Consider the following 15,666-nt stretch of genomic DNA (forward strand, 5'->3'; position numbering starts at 1 on the left):
GACCCTTAAAACCACACCCCGCGAGGATAGCAGACGCCATGCATCCTGAATTGATCAAGGCCTCGATTCGCATGAAGGGCACCACGCCCACTGCGCTGGCCGCCAAATTGAAGGTCGCACCCACGACGGTCTTCGAAGTCATCTCCGGCCGCACGCGGTCTGCACGCATTGAGCGCGCGATCGCCGACCTGGTCGGCCAACCCGTATCTGTCCTCTGGCCGAGCCATAGCCAGCCCAAGGGGGTCAACCGCCGCCTCAAGAGCGCCGCTCCCCGCAGGGTGGCGGCATGAGCACGATCAAGGCCACGCTCACGCGCACATACCGCAATGAACCGCTGGCAGTACTCGACGGCGGCCCCTTCGTCATCGTCGAGCGCACGCCAGAACAGCTGCGTGCCCTGGCCGCCGCGCTGGAAGCAATTGCCATGGCAGCCGAAAAGCGTCCGTGCACGGGTCGCCACTGGCTGCCAGGTCGCATGGAGATTCAGGCATGAGCAAGGAAACCATCAACAGCGCACAGCGTGTTTTGCGCATCATGAAGGCGCTGCGTGGCCGGCGCCTGAATGGCATCTCCAACCAGGAATTGGCCGCGATGACGGGCGAATCCCCTACGAACGTCACGCGCGCGCTTGCCACGCTCATGGCCGAGGACTTCGCGGTGAAGTTCGACAACGGTCTGTACGCACCTGGCATCGCGTTGCTGCAGATCGCCCAGGCCCATGCCGAAGAGTGCGCGCGGATGACCGCCCGCATCGCCGAAACCAACCAGCGCATCGCCGCTGGGGCCCAGCTGTGACCCAGGCCCCGCCTGTCGATCACCACATGACCGTCGATATCTATATCGCGGGCAGGTCGGAGTATCGCGTCCGCGTGAACCGCATCCCGACGGCCGAAGCCGACGTGGCATTCGCGGTGGCCCGCAACGTGTTCGCCGAGTTGCTCAAGTACGCCGGCCAGCCCCACGCATTGCGCATGGAGCTGGTCGACGTCGACCCCATTCACGAATGCCAACCAAAAGGATAGTCACGATGGCTCGTCCGAAGAATTCCCCCGTCGCCGCACCTGACACCGCCAAACCCGCCGCCGATGTCGAGGCAGCGCTGGTCCAGGCCGCCGAGCGCTCGGCCTTGATCCTCAAGCAGTTCGGTGACGGCTTGCCGTTCGATCTGCCGCGCTACGAACACGTCATTCGCACCCACCTGGCACGTAGCGCCGACGAAATGCTCGCCGCTGGCCGCGCGCTGCTGGTGGTTCGTGAACACGTGCCGCACGGGGATTGGCGCGATTTCTTGTCCCGCCTCGGCCTCGAACCCCGCCTCGCGCAGCGCATGAGCCAGGCGGCGCTGAAGTTCTCAAATGCGTCGACGTCGACGCATTTGATCGAGGCGGCCGGTAACAAGTCGAAACTCATTGAGCTCCTGGTCCTCGACGATGACCAGGTCGCCGAACTGAACGAGGGCGGCACGGTCGCCGGCATTACGCTCGACGACGTCGCCACGATGTCGGTGTCCGACCTACGCAAGACACTGCGTGAAGCGCGCGCCGAAGCCGAGGCCAACGACAAACTGCTCTCGGAGAAAAATGACCAGATCGACACGCTCAAGAAAGAGCGTGATGCTGCCAATCGCCGGATCAAGGCTGAGAAGCCCGACGCGCAGCTGGTCGGCCTGCACACCGAAGTCGAGGCCGAGTTGGTGGGCCTGGAGGCGGTCATTGGCGGCAAGCTGCGCGAAGGCCTGGAGAAACTGTGCGCAGCGTATGTCGAGAACGGCAAGGGCGATGCGCAGCGCACGCGACTTCTGGCCGCCAGCCTGCGTGCGGTCCAGCAACAGATCGGCGACCTGTTCACCGAATTCAACCTGCCCCAGGGTGACGGCGACGAGTTGCCGGCCTGGGCGCAGGACGAGTAAGGAGCGAGCGATGGGAGCCCCCGCCAACGCAGTCATCGCGGAAGAGCTGGCCGACGTTGCGCGTGCCTGGCGCGTTGCGCCGCACGGGCGTAAGGGCGAGATCCTGGCTGGCGCGGCTGCGCGGCTACAGATGTCTCAGGCCAGGCTGTATCGCCTGCTCGGCGACCTGGTCACCAAACCGACCCGCAAGCGCCGGTCGGACGCCGGCAAGACGGCACTGCCGGTGCAGGAAGCACAGATGATCGCCGCCGTGCTGCTCGAGCACATGCGCAAGAACGGCAAGATGCTCAAGAGCGTCGAGGCCGCGGTGGAGGTGCTGCGCGCCAACAACATGATCGAAGCGCTGCGCATCAACCCGGCGACGGGCGAGGTCTCGCCCCTGTCGATCTCCACCATCCGCAAGGCCCTGCGAAACTATCGTCTGCACCCGGAGCAACTGCTCGCGCCGGCGCCGGCAATGAGCCTGCGCAGCCTGCACCCGAACCATGTATGGCAGATCGATGCATCGCGTTGCGTCCTGTTCTACCTGCCACGCGCATCGAAGGGCGATAGCGGTCTGCGCATCATGGACCACACCGACTTCTATAAGAACAAGCCGGCCAACGTCATCAAGGTCATCAACGAGTCGCTGTGGCGCTACGTGGTGACCGACCACACCAGCGGTTGGAACTATTCCACGTACGTCACGGGCGGTGAGAACGCCACCAACCTGGTTGACGTCCTCATCGACGCCATGCATCGCCGAGAGGGTGAGGCCATGTTCGGCGTTCCACTCATGGTGATGCTCGACCCGGGATCGGCCAACACCAGCGCGATATTCAAGAACCTGTGCAAGGCGTTGCGGATCCACGTCCAGATCAACAAGCCGAAGAACCCGCGCGCGAAGGGCCAGGTCGAAAAGGGCCAGGACATCACCGAGCGCGATTTCGAATCCACCCTGCGGCTGCTGCCGTCAGACAAGGTCGACAGCCTGGAGAAGATCAATGCGCTGGTGGCACGTTGGCGCCGGTACTTCAACGGCACCCGGATCCACACGCGCACGGGGCGAACCCGCGACTCCGCCTGGCTGCATATCACGCCCGATCAGTTGGTGACCCCGCCAGCAGCAGAGCTCCTGCGGTCACTCGCGCTCAGCGCGCCGGAGTCGCGCGTGGTTTCCACGCACTTGCGCGTCAGCTACCGCGGTTCCGACTACGACGTGTCGTCGGTGCCTGGCGTCTGCGTTGGCGAGAAGCTGCTGGTCTGCGAGAACCCCTGGGCTCAGGACACCGTCCAGGTCGTGATGAGCGACGACGAGGGCCACGAGGCCTACCAGGTCGTGCAACGTGTCACCTATGACCAATTCGGTATGGTCGCCGATGCGCCCGTGATCGGCGAGAGCTATGCCCGTCACGCCGACACGCCCGCGCAGACCAACGCCAAGGCCTTGGAACTGATGGCGACAGGCACCTCCACCGAGACCGAAGCCAAGGCGGCACGCAAGGCCGGCACCGTCGCCTTCGGCGGGCAGATTGACCCCTTCGCCCACATCGACCAGGCGCTCGAGCATGTGCCCGCCACACTGCCGCGCCGCGGCCGGGATCACGACCTGGTCGCACCGACGGTGCACCTGCCGCCGCTTTCGCACATCCAGGCCGCCAAGCAGCTCAAGCCCGCGTTTTCCGACTGGTCGCCTGAACACTACACACGCCTGCAGGCCCTGTACCCCGAGGGCGTTCCGGTCGACGCCATTGACGCAGCAGCGCAAGCGTTGCGCGCCGCCATGGCGCCGGCTCCTATCCAACCGTCCATCGTGCACATCGTGCGCGCCGCCTAGGAAAGCAGATGAGACAGCAGCTGAAACTCAAACGGATCTTGCCGGCGCTCGGTGTGTCGCAAAGCCAGCTTGCGATCGCGGTCGAACTCAGCCCGGCGACGGTCGCCCAACTTGTGAACCACGCTCTATGGCCTCGGGTGCGGCAGCACCAGCTGCGCGAGGCCACGATCCAGTTTTTGAAGGTCCACGGCGCCACCGAGGAACAGCTTGCCGTGGCCTTTGAAAAAGAAACGCCACCGCAGGTCAGTGCGGTGGCGCCCGAACAACAGCATTCCCCCATGAACGAGGACGAACACATGTCGATTCGCAAGCAGATTCTACAGCCTCAGACCCTGCGCCACTTCAAGCTGCCGGGCAACCCCTTCGACGAAGTCGCCAGCAGCGACGAGTTCTATGCCAACGAGCAGCTGCGCTACACGCGTGCCCAGCTGCTGGATGCCTGCAAACGCGGCGGCTTTGTCGCGGTGGTAGGCGAGTCGGGCTCGGGCAAAACCACGCTGCGTCGTGACCTGCAGGAGCGCGTGCAGCGCGCGGACATGCCCATCCAGATCATCCGCCCCTACGTTGTCGGCATGGAGGCCGACGACACCAAGGGCAAGACGCTCAAGGCCAGCGCGATCCTGGACGCGATCATGGCCACCATCGCCCCGCATGAACCGCTGCGCGCGAGCAGTGATGCGCGGTACCGCCAGCTGGAGAACCGCCTGAAAGAGAGCCACCGCGCCGGCGTGCGTCACGCGGTGCTGATCGAAGAGGCGCACGCCATGCCCAAGGCCACGTTGCGCCACCTGAAACGCTTTGTCGAGCTCGAGGATGGTTTCTCGCGCCTGCTCAGCGTGATCCTGCTCGGACAAAATGAGCTCGCCGAGAAGCTCGATCCTCGCGATCCCTCGGTGCGCGAAGTGGTCCAGCGTTGCGAGATCATCACGCTGCCGCCGCTGGGCGAGTACCTGGAGGACTACCTGCGCTTTCGGCTCAAGCGCTTCAGCGTGGACCTCTCCAAGATCGTGACCGCCGATGGCCTGCAGGCGCTGCGCGAGCGCCTGTCGCCGCCGGTGCCGCGTGGGCACACCGAGCGCTCGTTCCTCTACCCCTTGGCGGTGCACAACCTGCTGACCGCCGCCATGAACCTGGCCGCCGAGAACGGCGCTCCGGCGGTTAGCGCCGACATCGTCATGGAGACGAAATGGAACTGATCGCCAACACCACGGCGCCGCGGGTTTATACCCCGGCGCGCATCGCGCAGATTGCGGTGGCCAACGCCGCGGGCCGGGCGCTGCGGGCGCTTGGCCTGCGCGTGATCAGCGAGGAGCTGATCCCCGGCGACGGTGGCGCACCCATCCTTCTGCTCGACCTGTGCGGGATGCCCGCCGAGTACCTGCGGGGGATGTGCGAGGCCTCCACGCGCCAGGCCGACGGGCGCATCACCGCGCTGTTTCAGGGCGTGCGCCTGGCGATCCACCAAGACGAGGTGCGCCATGACGGTTGAATTCATGGCGGGCCCGTCCCTCGCGAACCCGGCCGCATTTGATTCGGTCGACCAGCTGCGCAACGCGCTGCACGGCGCCAACAAGGACCTGGTCAACCTGTTCTTCGAGCACTGCTCGTTGCGCTGCTCCTTCGCCGAGCTGAGCCAGCTTCTCAGCGACATCATGAGCGCCCAACTCGGCAACGACGATGACGCGCTGCGCAAACACATCGCTGCTGCGGTTGAGCGTACGCGATTCGCGCTGAGCGACAAGCCGGCAACGAGGCACTGACATGGCCCGCGCTCGCGCCTTGATGGTCTTTCAGGTGTCGGTCGCAGGCATGCGGCTGCGCGTGCGACTGCTGCCGAGTGTGGCCGACGTGGACGCGGAGTATCGCGGGGGCCGCAGGCGCAGTGATCGCAAGGTCGTTCACGGCTATTTCCAGGCCGCGGCACTGGGGGCCCGCGTGATTGGGACGGTCGCTGTGCCGCTCTCGGGCAGCAACCTGCGCGAGATCGTTCCCCACGAGGTGTCCCACGCCGTCATCCATCACCTGCAGGGCGTGAGTGCGCGTGACGATGAGACCGCTGCCAGCGCGATCGGGCTGTTGTGCGCGGCCATTTTTTCCAGGATCGAGGCGTTCGCCGCCTTTCAGGAGACCCCATGAGCAAATCTGACGATGTCGCCGTTGTGGCGCTCATCCGTATCAAGGCCGTGTTGCGCCGCCACCAGGCGCCGGCCAGCACGATCAGCAAGCACGACGCCATCGTGCAGATCTCGGCCCTCGTGGACGAGGCCGCGGCCGAGATCGCCGACTCCATCGCCTCGCTCAACATGAAGGAAGCATCATGACCAGCACCACCGCCAATCGCCCCGACATTCCGCCGGGATTTCGCCTCAAGGCGGACGGCTCGTATGTCCCCGAAGCCCTGGTATCCGATATCGACAAGCTGCGCGACCAGACCATCGAGACGCTCATTGACCAGGCCAAGATCATCAGCACGTTGCTGGCGGATTTCAAGATCCGCGCGTTTCGCGATATCGAGGCCTTTGTCGAGACGAGCGTCGAGCAGTACGGCGTGAAGTCGCGTAGCGTCAAGGGGAACCTGACGCTGACCTCGTTCAGCGGACGCTACATGGTCCGGCTGCAGATCCAGGATCGCCTCGTGTTCGACGAGCGCCTGCATGCGGCCAAGGCCCTGATCGACGAATGCATCACGTCCTGGTCGGAAAGCTCGCGCGACGAGATCAAGGTGCTGGTGAACGACGCATTCCGCGTGGACAAGGCCGGCCAGATCAACACGGCTCGTGTGCTGGCCCTGCGTCGTCTTCCCATCAAGGATGAGCGCTGGCAGCGCGCCATGGCCGCGATCAGCGACAGCGTGAGCGTGGCCAACAGCAAACCCTATGTGCGGTTCTACGAGCGGCGCGAGGGTTCGGACGAGTACACGCCGATCTGCCTGGACATCGCGGCGGTTTGATCATGCCGAGCTACCCGAACTACGACACGAAGTCGCTGTGCGTTGGCTGCGAATGCACCGAAGGCCGGCAGTGCTCGGACCACGGCAAGCTGTGCCATTGGTTGCGTGTGGATCGCAACCTCGGCAAGGGAGTCTGCAGCTGCTGCGCCGACTGCGTTCCCGATTGGGATGCCGGCAAGTACGACACGCGCACCCGCATCGGTCCGATCGATGTATGACCCCGCCGCTCCACACCCCAAGCGATAAGGGGGCCGCGCACGGCTAAATGCGCGGGACGTCCCAGCCTGGCCGGGCGGGCTTAGATCGACCCCGGATTTTTTCGACATGCACGCTTTCTTGAACGCCTTGCCCTTGTAGGGCGCTCCGGTAAGCGCCAGGAGCCAGAAATGACCATGCCCCCCGACGATACGCCGTCCGTGCGACGCCGCCACAAGACCCTGCAGGAGATGGCCGAGCTGTTCGGCATCTTCCTGGTCGAGCGCCTTCAGCTCACGGCCGAGGACGCGGCCACACTCGGCGATGAGCTGGTCGACCTGGTGCACCGTCATTACAGCGGCCAGAGCCTGTACTTCCCCAAGGATCGTGGCTATGTCCGGCTGGAGCATGACACCTACATCTGGCAGCACCTTCGCCGCGGGAATGCCTCGGAGATCGCCGCCCACCTGGGTGTGAGCTACGTGTATGTCTACCAGCGGTACCGCGTCATGCTGGCCGAGTCTCGTCGCCGCACCCAACCCCAGCTTCCTGGAATGGACTCCTCCGAAACCGACGGTGCGTAGCGCCAGCGGTCCATTTCCGCAACCGTAGAGAGCCTCCCCCTCATGAACGAGAACACCATGACGAAAGCCATGAATCCCATTCAACGCATCCGCACAGTGCTGGATGCCTACAAGACACCGGGCAGCCCGCTGAGCAAGGCGGCTTGCCTTGCTGAAATCGACTCCATCGTCGCCGATGTCGAGCGCATCGACCACCTGACGGCTGTGGACGACAAGCTGAAGGTGGATATCTTGCGTGCCAGCATTGTCAACATCGGCCGGCTGCTGCCGGATCGCATGAGCATCGCATTTACGCGGTTGGATGCGGTCACCATGCTCAAGCAGGTTTTCCCGGATGGCGAGAGCCAGGACTGCGTTTTCACAGGCCACACGCCGATCTATGCCGTTCCGGTCGTGCCGGCGCTTCGAAACCTGGCCGAGGATCTCCAGCATGGATAAAGACGACATCCTTCGCAAGATCGAGAAGTGCTTGGCGCTGGCGAAGTCCAGCGAACCGGCCGAGGCGGCGGCAGCGCTGCGTCAGGCGCAAGCGCTGATGCGTGAGCACGGAGTATCGCAACTGGAAGCTCAGGCGATCGGCGCTCGTGAGTGCTCGGTTAAGGCCACCGCACGCACGCCGAGCAGGCACGAAGCCCACCTTGCCGGCCTTGTGGCCGATGCTTTCGGCTGCGAGCTCATCCTCGCAAGCGGCGGAATCCTTTCCGGTGGAGCGGTGTGGCTGCTGGTCGGCTGCTCGCCCAGTGTCGAGGTGGCACAGTACACCCTGCAGGTGCTGCTGCGGCTGATGGCGCGGGCGCGCACCGACCATATCAAGGCCACGTTGAAGCGCTGCGGCCTTAAGAACAAGACGGCCCGTGCCGATGCCTTCTGCCAGGGTTGGGTCGCGGCCGTCGCTTCTCTCGTTCCCCGGATGGAACCCTCGGCAGACCAGAAGACTGCGATCGAGGCTCACATGCAGCTGAATCACCCGAGCCTGGGCAAGTTCACCCCGCGAAGCCGTGACGCCGGCGCTCGTGGCTGGGCCGACCAGGTCGCAGGCCACCGCGCAGGCGCCGGCGTCCAACTGCATCCAGGCGTTGGCGCCAGTGGAGCGCCGCTCCTGCTGGAGTAGCACTGCCGCGCAGAGGCAATGTCGAGATCACCAACGTCCACACCTGAAACCTTCCTGCCAGAGAGAGTTCCCATGAAACAAGATGACCGCCGAGCGAAGTGCACGCGCTGCCGCAACGTCCATTTGGAGTCCGAGCGTATCGAACGGCCCAGACCCCGCCGCTCCACCTCGGAAATCCAGATGTATGACCGCTGCTGCCCGCGTTGTGGCGGCAAGGAGTACTACGATATGACGCCGCAAGTAGCGTGGTGCTGGGCGAGCGGTGTCATCGAGGTCGGCGATCAGGAGCCTGGCGACCAGGTCGACGGCAGCGGGCCGATCGTCATTGCCCGCGGGCCGAAGTACGCGCTGCGGAGCCAACTGGAGGTTTTCGCGCGGCATGGGCGTGGCAAGGGCGAAGGTCTTCTGCTGGTGCCGGGCGTCCCGGAGGCAGGTTCCCAGCGGGAAGCTGGCGATGCGCTGGAAAAATGGCTGACCTGGTGCGCGGGAAGCCGCAGCGCGCGGCGCGATGGTGTCACGTTCACGGCAATGAAAGAGGGCTGATCCGTCATGGCGACGACAACTGCGCGCGCTCAAGAGCGCCAACGCCTAATTCGCCTTGTGCACATGGCTCAGCGGGAACTGAAGCTGGACAAGGAAACCTATCGCGCGGCCTTGCTGGCGGTCACGGGCGGCAAGAAGGACTCCTGCTCGTCGATGAGCGCCGAAGAGCTGCAGCTGGCCCTGGATCACTTCAAGCGATTCGGCTTCAAGGTGCGCCTCAAGCCTCGGCCAAGCCGCCCGATGGACACCGAGGCGACCAGCAAGAAGATCCGTGCCCTGTGGCTGCTGTTACGCGATCTGGGCGCGGTGAGCAATCCGTCCGAGGAGGCCTTGGCGGCATACGTCAAACGGATCACGGGTGTTGAAGCGCTGCAATGGATAGATGGGCGTCAGGCCGAGCGCACCATCGAGACCATGAAGAAATGGGCGATGCGCCTCTTGCCTAAGCATGTTCGGCATCTCGTCGATCAGGTGCGCGATCAGCGGCTCGAGCCCGCGGTTCTCGGCAAGCTGCAGGCCAAGCTCAACCTGGCCTTCACACGCAATACGTTCGAACCCATGCTTGAGGCCTTTGAGGCCCTGCAAGCAGCCTTGAAGGCGGAGGCGGGAACACCATGAACAGGGTACGGCGCGCGACCATTCGAACCGAGTTGGGGACGGAGATCCAATGTGCGCAATGCAAGGAATTCTGGCCCGCTGATGGCGATTTCTTCTTTCTCTCGAAAGGAACACCCCATTCCTGGTGCAAGGCGTGCTACCAGGCCCATCCCACAATCGTCGCAAGGAAGCGGCGGTGGGTCGAGAAGCAACGCGCGGCCCGAGCCGAAGCGAATTAGGTTCAAGGAGCAATCCGATGAGTGAAACCATTCGGTGGGCTCTGGCCCTGACGTATCTGGGTAGCCTATTCGGTATGGCCGCCTTTTTGATCTACAAGCGCGCCCCGGGTTGGGGCTGGTTTCTGGCAGTTGTCTGTGTCGTAGTTTCGACGACAACCATCCAAATCGACTCGAAGCCGAGCGATGCCACTACGGCCGCCCGGCTTCAAGCCCAGGGCGCCAGGGGAAAATGATGGACGCAGCAACGAAGATGCGTATGACGTTCACCGAGAACATGCGGAAAGTCGCGCTAGGTGCCCAGGTGGCTCGCTTGATGCCCAATGCTAGGGTCTGGACGATCACCCAGCAGAAGAAGGTTGATTGTGGAGTGTGGCTCACACTTCAACATGGCCGACGGTCTTTCCGTGTGTATGTTCCAGTCTGCATCAGCGGTCCCGCGTTGCTGGATGCCGGCCTCAAGTCCGTAGCCTTGGCGCCAATCCAGCGTCCGTTATGCTGATCTCTGCTAGGCGCCGACGTGTCAGAGCTACTATCATGATTCTCGTCGCGCAGGGCGGGACCCTCCCCGCCGTTAACAGGAGAGCCGTCAAGATGTCAGCGGTTTCGTCGATCCTCACTCGGTTGACTGCCGAGCAACAGGAAAAGGTTGATCGCATGATCAATCTGCAGCCCCGGCTCACCATTACTCAAATGACCGATGCTTTGGTGGCGGAGGGCATTCCGATCAAGCGGTCGGCGCTGGGGCGATACGTCAAGTCTGTGCGAGATCCACTTCAGAAGACCGCCAGTGCCACCTCGCTCGCGGTCATCATCGACACAAGAACCGGTTCGTCCACAACCCTTCCGCTCGCCTTATCGCCCGATGCAGTGCTGGCAGTTTTACAGCGCTACGTCCATTCGGATATTTGAAAAGGCCTTACAAAAGGCGGACCAGAATGTCGCATGTTGGATCGGGATGTCCCACATTTATCTCGCCCAGACGTTCTGAATATCTCTCTTCTCTTCAGCCGGCGGTCTTCCTCGCGATCCTTGTAAGACACTACCATCACCGGCAGGCTTTGCAACTTGGGGTCTGCCTTGATGCGCGACACCAGCTCGATGCCGTCCATGCGCGGCATGTCGACGTCGGTCACCACCAGGTCGAAGGCCTCGTTGCGCAGCATGTTCCAGCCGTCCATGCCGTCGACCGCCACCGCCACCTCGAAACCGCGGTTCAGCAGCAGCTTGCGTTCCAGTTCGCGCACGGTCAGCGAATCGTCCACCACCAGCACGCGCTTGCGGCGGCGCGCCTGCGCCACCGGACCGCCGCCATCCACCCGCGCCAGCCGGCCGCCCTCGACCAGCTTCTGCACCGACAGCAGCATGTCCTCGACGTCCAGGATCAGCAGCGGCGTGCCGTCGTCCATCAGCGAGCCGGCCATCACGTCCTGCACCTTGCCCAGGCGCGGATCGAGCGGCTGCACCACCAGCGTGCGTTCGCCCACATAGCGGTCCACGGCGATGCCATAGAGCCGGTCATGGTCGCCGACCACCACCACCGACAGCGTCTCGGCGGCCGGCGCCGGCTCGCCGGAATGCAGGATCTGGCGCGCCGACACCAGGCCGATCTGGCGGTCCATGAAGCGGAAATGCTGGTGCCCTTCGAGCTGCTCGATGTCCTGCGCCCGCACCTGCAGCGCGTGGCTGACGTAGGCCAGCGGAAACGCGTAGATATCGCCCTGCACCTCGACCAGCAGGCTGCGCACCACCGACAGCGACAGCGGCATCTCCAGCACGAAGCGCGTGCCCTGCCCGGTCTGCTGGTGGATGCGCACCGCGCCGCGCAGCTGCCGCACCATGGTCTGCACCACGTCCAGCCCGACGCCGCGGCCCGAGATCTCGGTGACCTCGCCGCGCGTGCTGAAGCCGGACAGGAACAGGAATTCCAGCAGTTCGGCCTCGCTCAGGCGGGCCGCGGTCTCGGCGTTGGTCAGCTTGCGCTGCACCACCTCGACCCGCAACCGGTCCAGCGAAATGCCGCCGCCGTCATCGCTCAATTCGATCAGCAGCATGCCGGCGGCATGGCGCGCCGACAGCCGGATGCGGCCTTCGGCGGGCTTGCCGGCGTCGAGCCGGTCCATCGGCATCTCGATGCCGTGATCCACCGCGTTGCGCAACAGGTGCATCAGCGGCGCATCCAGCTTGTCGAGGATGTCGCGGTCGACCTGGGTCGAATCGCCCTCGATCTCCAGCCGCACCTGCTTGCCGAGCGAGCGGCCCAGGTCGCGCACCATGCGCGCCATGCCGCCCAGGCCGTCGCCGAACGGCCGCATGCGGCAGGCCAGCGCGGTGTCGTACAGGCGCTGCGCCAGGTGGCCCATGCGCCAGCCGAACTCGTCGACTTCGCCGGCGCGCTGGATCAGCTCCTGCTGGCAGGCCTCGACGATGCGCTGCGCGTCGTCCAGCGCCGCCTGGCCACGGGCGTCCACCTGCACGCCAGCCAGCGCCGCGCGCAGGCTGTCCAGGGCCTGGCCGGCGCCCGATTGCAGGCGCCGCAGGCGCAGCATCGAGGCGCTGAACGGCGCGATCCAGTGCGATTCGACCAGCGTCTCGCTGGACAGGCCAAGCAACCTGTTGAGCGTATCGGCCGTGACCCGCAGCACCCGCTCGCCCTCGCCCAGCGTCTGGTCGGAACTGCGGCGTCCGGGCGGTGGCGCCGGCGGCGGATCGTCGGGCTGGTGGATCGGCGGCAGGAAATCCGAGGGCTTGGGCGCGCGCTCGACCACCGGCGTGGCCGGCGGCGCATTGGGGGCATTGGACAGGCGCGCCACCAGCTCGTCGATGGCGTCGCCCAGGTCGGCGCCGGGCGTGGCCACCCGCTGCAGCAGGTCCGTGCCCTGCAACAACGCGTCGATATCGGCGGCCTGCAGCCGCAGGCGTCCTTCCTGCGCCGCCACCAGGCAGTCTTCCATGGCGTGCGCGATGCGCACCGCCGGATGCAGGTCGACGATCCGCGCCGCGCCCTTGAGCGAGTGGGCCGCGCGCATGCAGGCCTCGAGCTGCGCGGCCGAGGTCGGATCGTGCTCCAGCGCCAGCAGGCCGTTGTTCAGCACCTGCACCTGATTGCGGGTTTCCAGCTGGAACAGCTCCAGCAGCGAGGCGTCGCGCATCTGGTCCGGGTTCACGCCAGGCTCCGTTCCAAGGCTTGCATCAACAGGGTCTCGTCCAGCACCCCGACACTGCGGGCGCCGCAGCGGATTACCCCGCGCGAATACTTCAGGCTGGCGCCTTCCACCGTGGCCGGCAACGCCTCGAGCGCGTCCAGGTCCACGCTGTGGATGCCTTCCACTTCATCGACCGGCAGCACCACCGCGCGTCCCGCACCGCCGAAAATCAGCATGCGCGCCGTGGCCGGCCGTTCGCGGCCGTTGTCGACCGCCGCGCCGTCCAGGCCCAGCAGGCGCCCCAGCGACACGCACACCGTCAGCGTGCCGCGCACGTTGGTCACGCCCAGCACCGCCGGATCGCGCCGGTGCGGCAGCGACAGGATGGCGCGGGTGCCGGCCACTTCGTCCAGCGCCTTGGTCGGCAGGCCGAGCCATTCGCCCTGCAGGCGGAACACCAGCAGCGACGACAGCCGCGCCTGGACCTTGCGCGCCGCGCCGTCGACCGGGGTGTCGATCTGCGGCGGCAGGCGGTCGAGAATGCGCTTGGCGGCGCCGGCATACACCGGGCAATTGCGGCAATGCACGTACTCGGGCAGGCGCTCGCAGCGCTTGTCGCCGCGGCTGCCGATGCGGTTCCAGCAGTCGTCCACTTCCGCCAGGCTGGCCAGGAAATCACTCACGGCGGGCCTCCTGGCGCGCGGCGCGCGCCTGCAGGCGGCGGGCGCCTTCCGCGTCGCCCTCGGATTCGACCAGCGCGGCCAGGTGCAACAGCGCCTCGCGGTGGGTCGGATCCAGGTACAGCGCCTTGCGGTAGGCGGCCTGGGCCTGGCGCGTGTCGCCGCCCGCGTCCTGCAGCAGGCCCAGCAGGTACAGCGCTTCGGCGCTGGCGCCATGCTGGGCCAGGTGGGCGCGGCACTGCGCCATGGCTTCCTGCACCCGGCCCTGGTCGGCCAGCACGGCGATGGCGCGCAAGGCGGCCTCGATATCGGCGCCAGCGGACGCGGCCGGCATGCCGGCGGGCGACGGGCGCGACGCGGAGGGCGACGGCGCGGCGGCGCGCGGGCCGGTTGCCGGCGACGTGGTCGACATCCGGGTCGACATCTGGGTCGACCCCTGGCCCTGCATCCGGGCGGGTATCTGCGTCGGCAGGCGGGCGGATGCATGGACCGGCACCAGACCCGCCAGCGGCCGCGGCGCCGGCGGTATCCAGGCCGCCGCCACGGGCTCCGCCGGCTTCGCCGCCTCGGCGTGGAAGGCGAAGGCGCGCGCCAGCGGCAGCGCCGGCAGGCGTCGCCCGGTCATCAGGCTGGTCTCGGCCGGCCCCACGAACAGCACGCCGTCGCGGCGCGCGAAACCCTTGAGCAGCGCCACCGCCCGCTCCTGCGTGGCGGCGTCGAAATAGATCAGCAGATTGCGGCAGAACACGAAATCGTAGGGCAGCACGTTCGGCAGCAGATGCGCATCGAACAGGTTGCCCGCCAGGAAACGCACCCGCGCCATCACGGCGTCGGCCAGCTGATGGCCGTCGGCGGTTTCGGTGAAGTGGCGGTCGCGATACGACAGGTTGTCGCCGCGGAACGAATTGCGGCCATAACAGGCGCGCCGGGCGAACTCGACCATGCGTTCGCTGATGTCCACCGCGTCGATCTGGAAGCGCGCCGGCGGCACCCCCGCGTCGAGCAGCGCCATGGCGATGGAATACGGTTCCTCGCCGCTGGAACAGGGCACGCTCAGCACCCGCAGCACGCGCGCCTCGGCGCCCGGCGCGAACAGGCGCTCGCGCGCCAGCGTCGCCATCGCCGCCTGCGACTCCGGATAGCGGAAGAACCAGGTCTCCGGCACGATCACCGCCTCGATCAGCTGCTGCATCTCGGCCGGCGAGGCCTGCAGGCGCGCCAGGTATTCCTGCTCGTCGTCGCTGCCCACCGCCTGCATGCGGTGGCGCACCGCGCGCTCGATCGCGGCGCTGCCGATGGAGCCGCTGTCCAGCCCCATCTTGCGCTTGAGCACCGCGCTGAAGTCATCCACCCCGATCATGCCCGGGCTCCTTCTTCTGGCGTCGCCGCCACCGGAAACAGCAGCGTCCGCACGGCTTCGGGCAACAGATCGGCCACCTTGACCGCCTGCACCATGCCGCGGGCATCGCTCAGCACCGGCCCCAGGTAGCGCGCCTGCGGCGTCTCCAGGCCGGCCGGCTGGAACGCCGCCGGATCATAGTGCGCGGTCTCGGTGGCCTGTTCCAGGATCAGCCCCAAGAGGCGTTCGTCATGCGCGCCCGCGGGCCGGTAGCGCACCAGCGCCAGCCGCGTGCTGGTCACCAGCGTCGCGGCGCCGGCGCCGGCCAGCGCGCTCAGGTCGATGGCCGGCACGACCGCGCCGCGGCAGTCGAACATGCCCGCGACCCAGGACGGCGTGCCCGGCACCTGCTTGAACGCGCGCATGCCCAGCACCTCGATCACGTCGGCGGCGTCCAGCGCATAGCGATCCGCGGCGATGCGGAACAGCAGGTACAGCCGGCGCCGGGCGGTGGCGGCGGCGGCCGCGGACGAAAGCGGGGCCTGGTCGGGCATGGCGCG

At 66.2% G+C, this 15,666-nt stretch carries 24 protein-coding genes; 20 read left to right on the plus strand and 4 right to left on the minus strand.

Going from position 1 to position 15,666, the window contains the following annotated elements:
• Positions 1-38: 38 nt before the first annotated feature.
• From AC1HFW_RS10690 to AC1HFW_RS10785, 20 genes are all read left to right on the plus strand, one after another.
• Positions 39-290 (plus strand): helix-turn-helix domain-containing protein, encoded by a 252-nt coding sequence (locus tag AC1HFW_RS10690; RefSeq protein WP_054474394.1) that lies wholly within the window; start codon positions 39-41, stop codon positions 288-290.
• Entirely contained in the window at positions 287-493 is a 207-nt protein-coding gene (locus AC1HFW_RS10695; RefSeq protein WP_156355582.1) for a hypothetical protein, read from the plus strand. Before AC1HFW_RS10690 ends, AC1HFW_RS10695 begins: the two co-directional genes overlap by 4 nt.
• The gene (locus AC1HFW_RS10700; RefSeq protein WP_058665329.1) at positions 490-795 is read left to right on the plus strand and encodes a helix-turn-helix domain-containing protein; all 306 of its coding nucleotides are present in this window, start codon (positions 490-492) and stop codon (positions 793-795) included. Before AC1HFW_RS10695 ends, AC1HFW_RS10700 begins: the two co-directional genes overlap by 4 nt.
• A 26-nt stretch (positions 796-821) precedes the next feature.
• The gene (locus tag AC1HFW_RS10705) at positions 822-1,022 is read left to right on the plus strand and encodes a hypothetical protein (protein WP_054474396.1); all 201 of its coding nucleotides are present in this window, start codon (positions 822-824) and stop codon (positions 1,020-1,022) included.
• A 5-nt stretch (positions 1,023-1,027) separates the two neighbouring features.
• Entirely contained in the window at positions 1,028-1,909 is an 882-nt protein-coding gene (locus AC1HFW_RS10710; RefSeq protein ID WP_054474397.1) for a hypothetical protein, read from the plus strand.
• 10 nt (positions 1,910-1,919) lie between these two features.
• The gene (locus AC1HFW_RS10715; protein WP_479283176.1) at positions 1,920-3,725 is read left to right on the plus strand and encodes an integrase; all 1,806 of its coding nucleotides are present in this window, start codon (positions 1,920-1,922) and stop codon (positions 3,723-3,725) included.
• An 8-nt stretch (positions 3,726-3,733) separates the two neighbouring features.
• On the plus strand, positions 3,734-4,921 hold the full coding sequence (locus AC1HFW_RS10720; protein ID WP_054474399.1) for an ExeA family protein: 1,188 nt from the start codon (positions 3,734-3,736) through the stop codon (positions 4,919-4,921).
• The gene (locus tag AC1HFW_RS10725) at positions 4,912-5,214 is read left to right on the plus strand and encodes a hypothetical protein (protein WP_054474400.1); all 303 of its coding nucleotides are present in this window, start codon (positions 4,912-4,914) and stop codon (positions 5,212-5,214) included. Before AC1HFW_RS10720 ends, AC1HFW_RS10725 begins: the two co-directional genes overlap by 10 nt.
• Positions 5,204-5,485, plus strand: a complete 282-nt coding sequence (locus AC1HFW_RS10730; protein WP_054474401.1) for a hypothetical protein — start codon at positions 5,204-5,206, stop codon at positions 5,483-5,485. The genes AC1HFW_RS10725 and AC1HFW_RS10730 overlap by 11 nt, the downstream gene beginning before the upstream one ends.
• Position 5,486: 1 nt before the next feature.
• Positions 5,487-5,861 (plus strand): hypothetical protein, encoded by a 375-nt coding sequence (locus AC1HFW_RS10735; RefSeq protein ID WP_054474402.1) that lies wholly within the window; start codon positions 5,487-5,489, stop codon positions 5,859-5,861.
• Complete coding sequence (locus AC1HFW_RS10740) at positions 5,858-6,046, plus strand: hypothetical protein (protein WP_054474403.1); 189 nt, start codon at positions 5,858-5,860, stop codon at positions 6,044-6,046. Before AC1HFW_RS10735 ends, AC1HFW_RS10740 begins: the two co-directional genes overlap by 4 nt.
• Positions 6,043-6,675, plus strand: coding sequence for a DUF3164 family protein (locus tag AC1HFW_RS10745; protein ID WP_054474404.1), 633 nt, complete (start codon positions 6,043-6,045; stop codon positions 6,673-6,675). Before AC1HFW_RS10740 ends, AC1HFW_RS10745 begins: the two co-directional genes overlap by 4 nt.
• Positions 6,676-6,677: 2 nt before the next feature.
• Entirely contained in the window at positions 6,678-6,893 is a 216-nt protein-coding gene (locus AC1HFW_RS10750; protein ID WP_156333346.1) for a hypothetical protein, read from the plus strand.
• A 168-nt stretch (positions 6,894-7,061) separates the two neighbouring features.
• Entirely contained in the window at positions 7,062-7,454 is a 393-nt protein-coding gene (locus AC1HFW_RS10755; protein ID WP_054474406.1) for a Mor transcription activator family protein, read from the plus strand.
• 42 nt (positions 7,455-7,496) lie between these two features.
• Positions 7,497-7,892: a hypothetical protein gene (locus AC1HFW_RS10760; RefSeq protein ID WP_054474407.1), complete on the plus strand. Its 396-nt coding sequence runs from the start codon at positions 7,497-7,499 to the stop codon at positions 7,890-7,892.
• Positions 7,885-8,565 carry a DUF7168 domain-containing protein gene (locus AC1HFW_RS10765; RefSeq protein WP_054474408.1) on the plus strand — a complete coding sequence of 227 codons (681 nt, stop codon included), beginning with the start codon at positions 7,885-7,887 and terminating at the stop codon, positions 8,563-8,565. The genes AC1HFW_RS10760 and AC1HFW_RS10765 overlap by 8 nt, the downstream gene beginning before the upstream one ends.
• 72 nt (positions 8,566-8,637) lie before the next feature.
• Positions 8,638-9,108, plus strand: coding sequence for a hypothetical protein (locus tag AC1HFW_RS10770; protein ID WP_054474409.1), 471 nt, complete (start codon positions 8,638-8,640; stop codon positions 9,106-9,108).
• A gap of 6 nt (positions 9,109-9,114) precedes the next feature.
• A complete protein-coding gene (locus AC1HFW_RS10775) occupies positions 9,115-9,726 on the plus strand; it encodes a gp16 family protein (protein ID WP_082380306.1) in 612 nt (203 codons plus the stop codon).
• Between the two features lie 235 nt (positions 9,727-9,961).
• Complete coding sequence (locus AC1HFW_RS10780) at positions 9,962-10,177, plus strand: hypothetical protein (RefSeq protein WP_054474410.1); 216 nt, start codon at positions 9,962-9,964, stop codon at positions 10,175-10,177.
• Positions 10,178-10,478: 301 nt separating this feature from the next.
• Positions 10,479-10,853: a hypothetical protein gene (locus tag AC1HFW_RS10785; RefSeq protein ID WP_054474411.1), complete on the plus strand. Its 375-nt coding sequence runs from the start codon at positions 10,479-10,481 to the stop codon at positions 10,851-10,853.
• Here the strand turns inward: AC1HFW_RS10785 and AC1HFW_RS10790 are convergent.
• Genes AC1HFW_RS10790 through AC1HFW_RS10805 form a run of 4 tightly spaced genes read right to left on the minus strand, consistent with a single transcriptional unit; the run spans position 10,832 to position 15,660 of the window.
• Positions 10,832-13,108: a hybrid sensor histidine kinase/response regulator gene (locus AC1HFW_RS10790; RefSeq protein ID WP_479283182.1), complete on the minus strand. Its 2,277-nt coding sequence runs from the start codon at positions 13,106-13,108 to the stop codon at positions 10,832-10,834. The two genes, AC1HFW_RS10785 and AC1HFW_RS10790, sit on opposite strands and share 22 nt — an antisense overlap.
• On the minus strand, positions 13,105-13,770 hold the full coding sequence (locus tag AC1HFW_RS10795; protein WP_006395483.1) for a chemotaxis protein CheW: 666 nt from the start codon (positions 13,768-13,770) through the stop codon (positions 13,105-13,107). Before AC1HFW_RS10795 ends, AC1HFW_RS10790 begins: the two co-directional genes overlap by 4 nt.
• Positions 13,763-15,127: a CheR family methyltransferase gene (locus AC1HFW_RS10800; RefSeq protein ID WP_479283185.1), complete on the minus strand. Its 1,365-nt coding sequence runs from the start codon at positions 15,125-15,127 to the stop codon at positions 13,763-13,765. Before AC1HFW_RS10800 ends, AC1HFW_RS10795 begins: the two co-directional genes overlap by 8 nt.
• Positions 15,124-15,660, minus strand: coding sequence for a chemotaxis protein CheW (locus AC1HFW_RS10805; protein ID WP_479283187.1), 537 nt, complete (start codon positions 15,658-15,660; stop codon positions 15,124-15,126). The genes AC1HFW_RS10800 and AC1HFW_RS10805 overlap by 4 nt, the downstream gene beginning before the upstream one ends.
• Positions 15,661-15,666: the final 6 nt, after the last annotated feature.

The organism is Achromobacter sp. ISS7 (assembly GCF_056523125.1).

What these genes read in the sequence shown, in the direction of transcription:
- AC1HFW_RS10690 (WP_054474394.1), top strand. Translation starts at nt 39, where the DNA reads ATGCATCCTGAATTGATCAAGGCCTCGATTCGCATGAAGGGCACCACG.
- AC1HFW_RS10695 (WP_156355582.1), top strand. Translation starts at nt 287, where the DNA reads ATGAGCACGATCAAGGCCACGCTCACGCGCACATACCGCAATGAACCG.
- AC1HFW_RS10700 (WP_058665329.1), top strand. Translation starts at nt 490, where the DNA reads ATGAGCAAGGAAACCATCAACAGCGCACAGCGTGTTTTGCGCATCATG.
- AC1HFW_RS10705 (WP_054474396.1), top strand. Translation starts at nt 822, where the DNA reads ATGACCGTCGATATCTATATCGCGGGCAGGTCGGAGTATCGCGTCCGC.
- AC1HFW_RS10710 (WP_054474397.1), top strand. Translation starts at nt 1,028, where the DNA reads ATGGCTCGTCCGAAGAATTCCCCCGTCGCCGCACCTGACACCGCCAAA.
- AC1HFW_RS10715 (WP_479283176.1), top strand. Translation starts at nt 1,920, where the DNA reads ATGGGAGCCCCCGCCAACGCAGTCATCGCGGAAGAGCTGGCCGACGTT.
- AC1HFW_RS10720 (WP_054474399.1), top strand. Translation starts at nt 3,734, where the DNA reads ATGAGACAGCAGCTGAAACTCAAACGGATCTTGCCGGCGCTCGGTGTG.
- AC1HFW_RS10725 (WP_054474400.1), top strand. Translation starts at nt 4,912, where the DNA reads ATGGAACTGATCGCCAACACCACGGCGCCGCGGGTTTATACCCCGGCG.
- AC1HFW_RS10730 (WP_054474401.1), top strand. Translation starts at nt 5,204, where the DNA reads ATGACGGTTGAATTCATGGCGGGCCCGTCCCTCGCGAACCCGGCCGCA.
- AC1HFW_RS10735 (WP_054474402.1), top strand. Translation starts at nt 5,487, where the DNA reads ATGGCCCGCGCTCGCGCCTTGATGGTCTTTCAGGTGTCGGTCGCAGGC.
- AC1HFW_RS10740 (WP_054474403.1), top strand. Translation starts at nt 5,858, where the DNA reads ATGAGCAAATCTGACGATGTCGCCGTTGTGGCGCTCATCCGTATCAAG.
- AC1HFW_RS10745 (WP_054474404.1), top strand. Translation starts at nt 6,043, where the DNA reads ATGACCAGCACCACCGCCAATCGCCCCGACATTCCGCCGGGATTTCGC.
- AC1HFW_RS10750 (WP_156333346.1), top strand. Translation starts at nt 6,678, where the DNA reads ATGCCGAGCTACCCGAACTACGACACGAAGTCGCTGTGCGTTGGCTGC.
- AC1HFW_RS10755 (WP_054474406.1), top strand. Translation starts at nt 7,062, where the DNA reads ATGACCATGCCCCCCGACGATACGCCGTCCGTGCGACGCCGCCACAAG.
- AC1HFW_RS10760 (WP_054474407.1), top strand. Translation starts at nt 7,497, where the DNA reads ATGAACGAGAACACCATGACGAAAGCCATGAATCCCATTCAACGCATC.
- AC1HFW_RS10765 (WP_054474408.1), top strand. Translation starts at nt 7,885, where the DNA reads ATGGATAAAGACGACATCCTTCGCAAGATCGAGAAGTGCTTGGCGCTG.
- AC1HFW_RS10770 (WP_054474409.1), top strand. Translation starts at nt 8,638, where the DNA reads ATGAAACAAGATGACCGCCGAGCGAAGTGCACGCGCTGCCGCAACGTC.
- AC1HFW_RS10775 (WP_082380306.1), top strand. Translation starts at nt 9,115, where the DNA reads ATGGCGACGACAACTGCGCGCGCTCAAGAGCGCCAACGCCTAATTCGC.
- AC1HFW_RS10780 (WP_054474410.1), top strand. Translation starts at nt 9,962, where the DNA reads ATGAGTGAAACCATTCGGTGGGCTCTGGCCCTGACGTATCTGGGTAGC.
- AC1HFW_RS10785 (WP_054474411.1), top strand. Translation starts at nt 10,479, where the DNA reads ATGATTCTCGTCGCGCAGGGCGGGACCCTCCCCGCCGTTAACAGGAGA.
- AC1HFW_RS10800 (WP_479283185.1), bottom strand. Translation starts at nt 15,127, where the DNA reads ATGATCGGGGTGGATGACTTCAGCGCGGTGCTCAAGCGCAAGATGGGG.
- AC1HFW_RS10805 (WP_479283187.1), bottom strand. Translation starts at nt 15,660, where the DNA reads ATGCCCGACCAGGCCCCGCTTTCGTCCGCGGCCGCCGCCGCCACCGCC.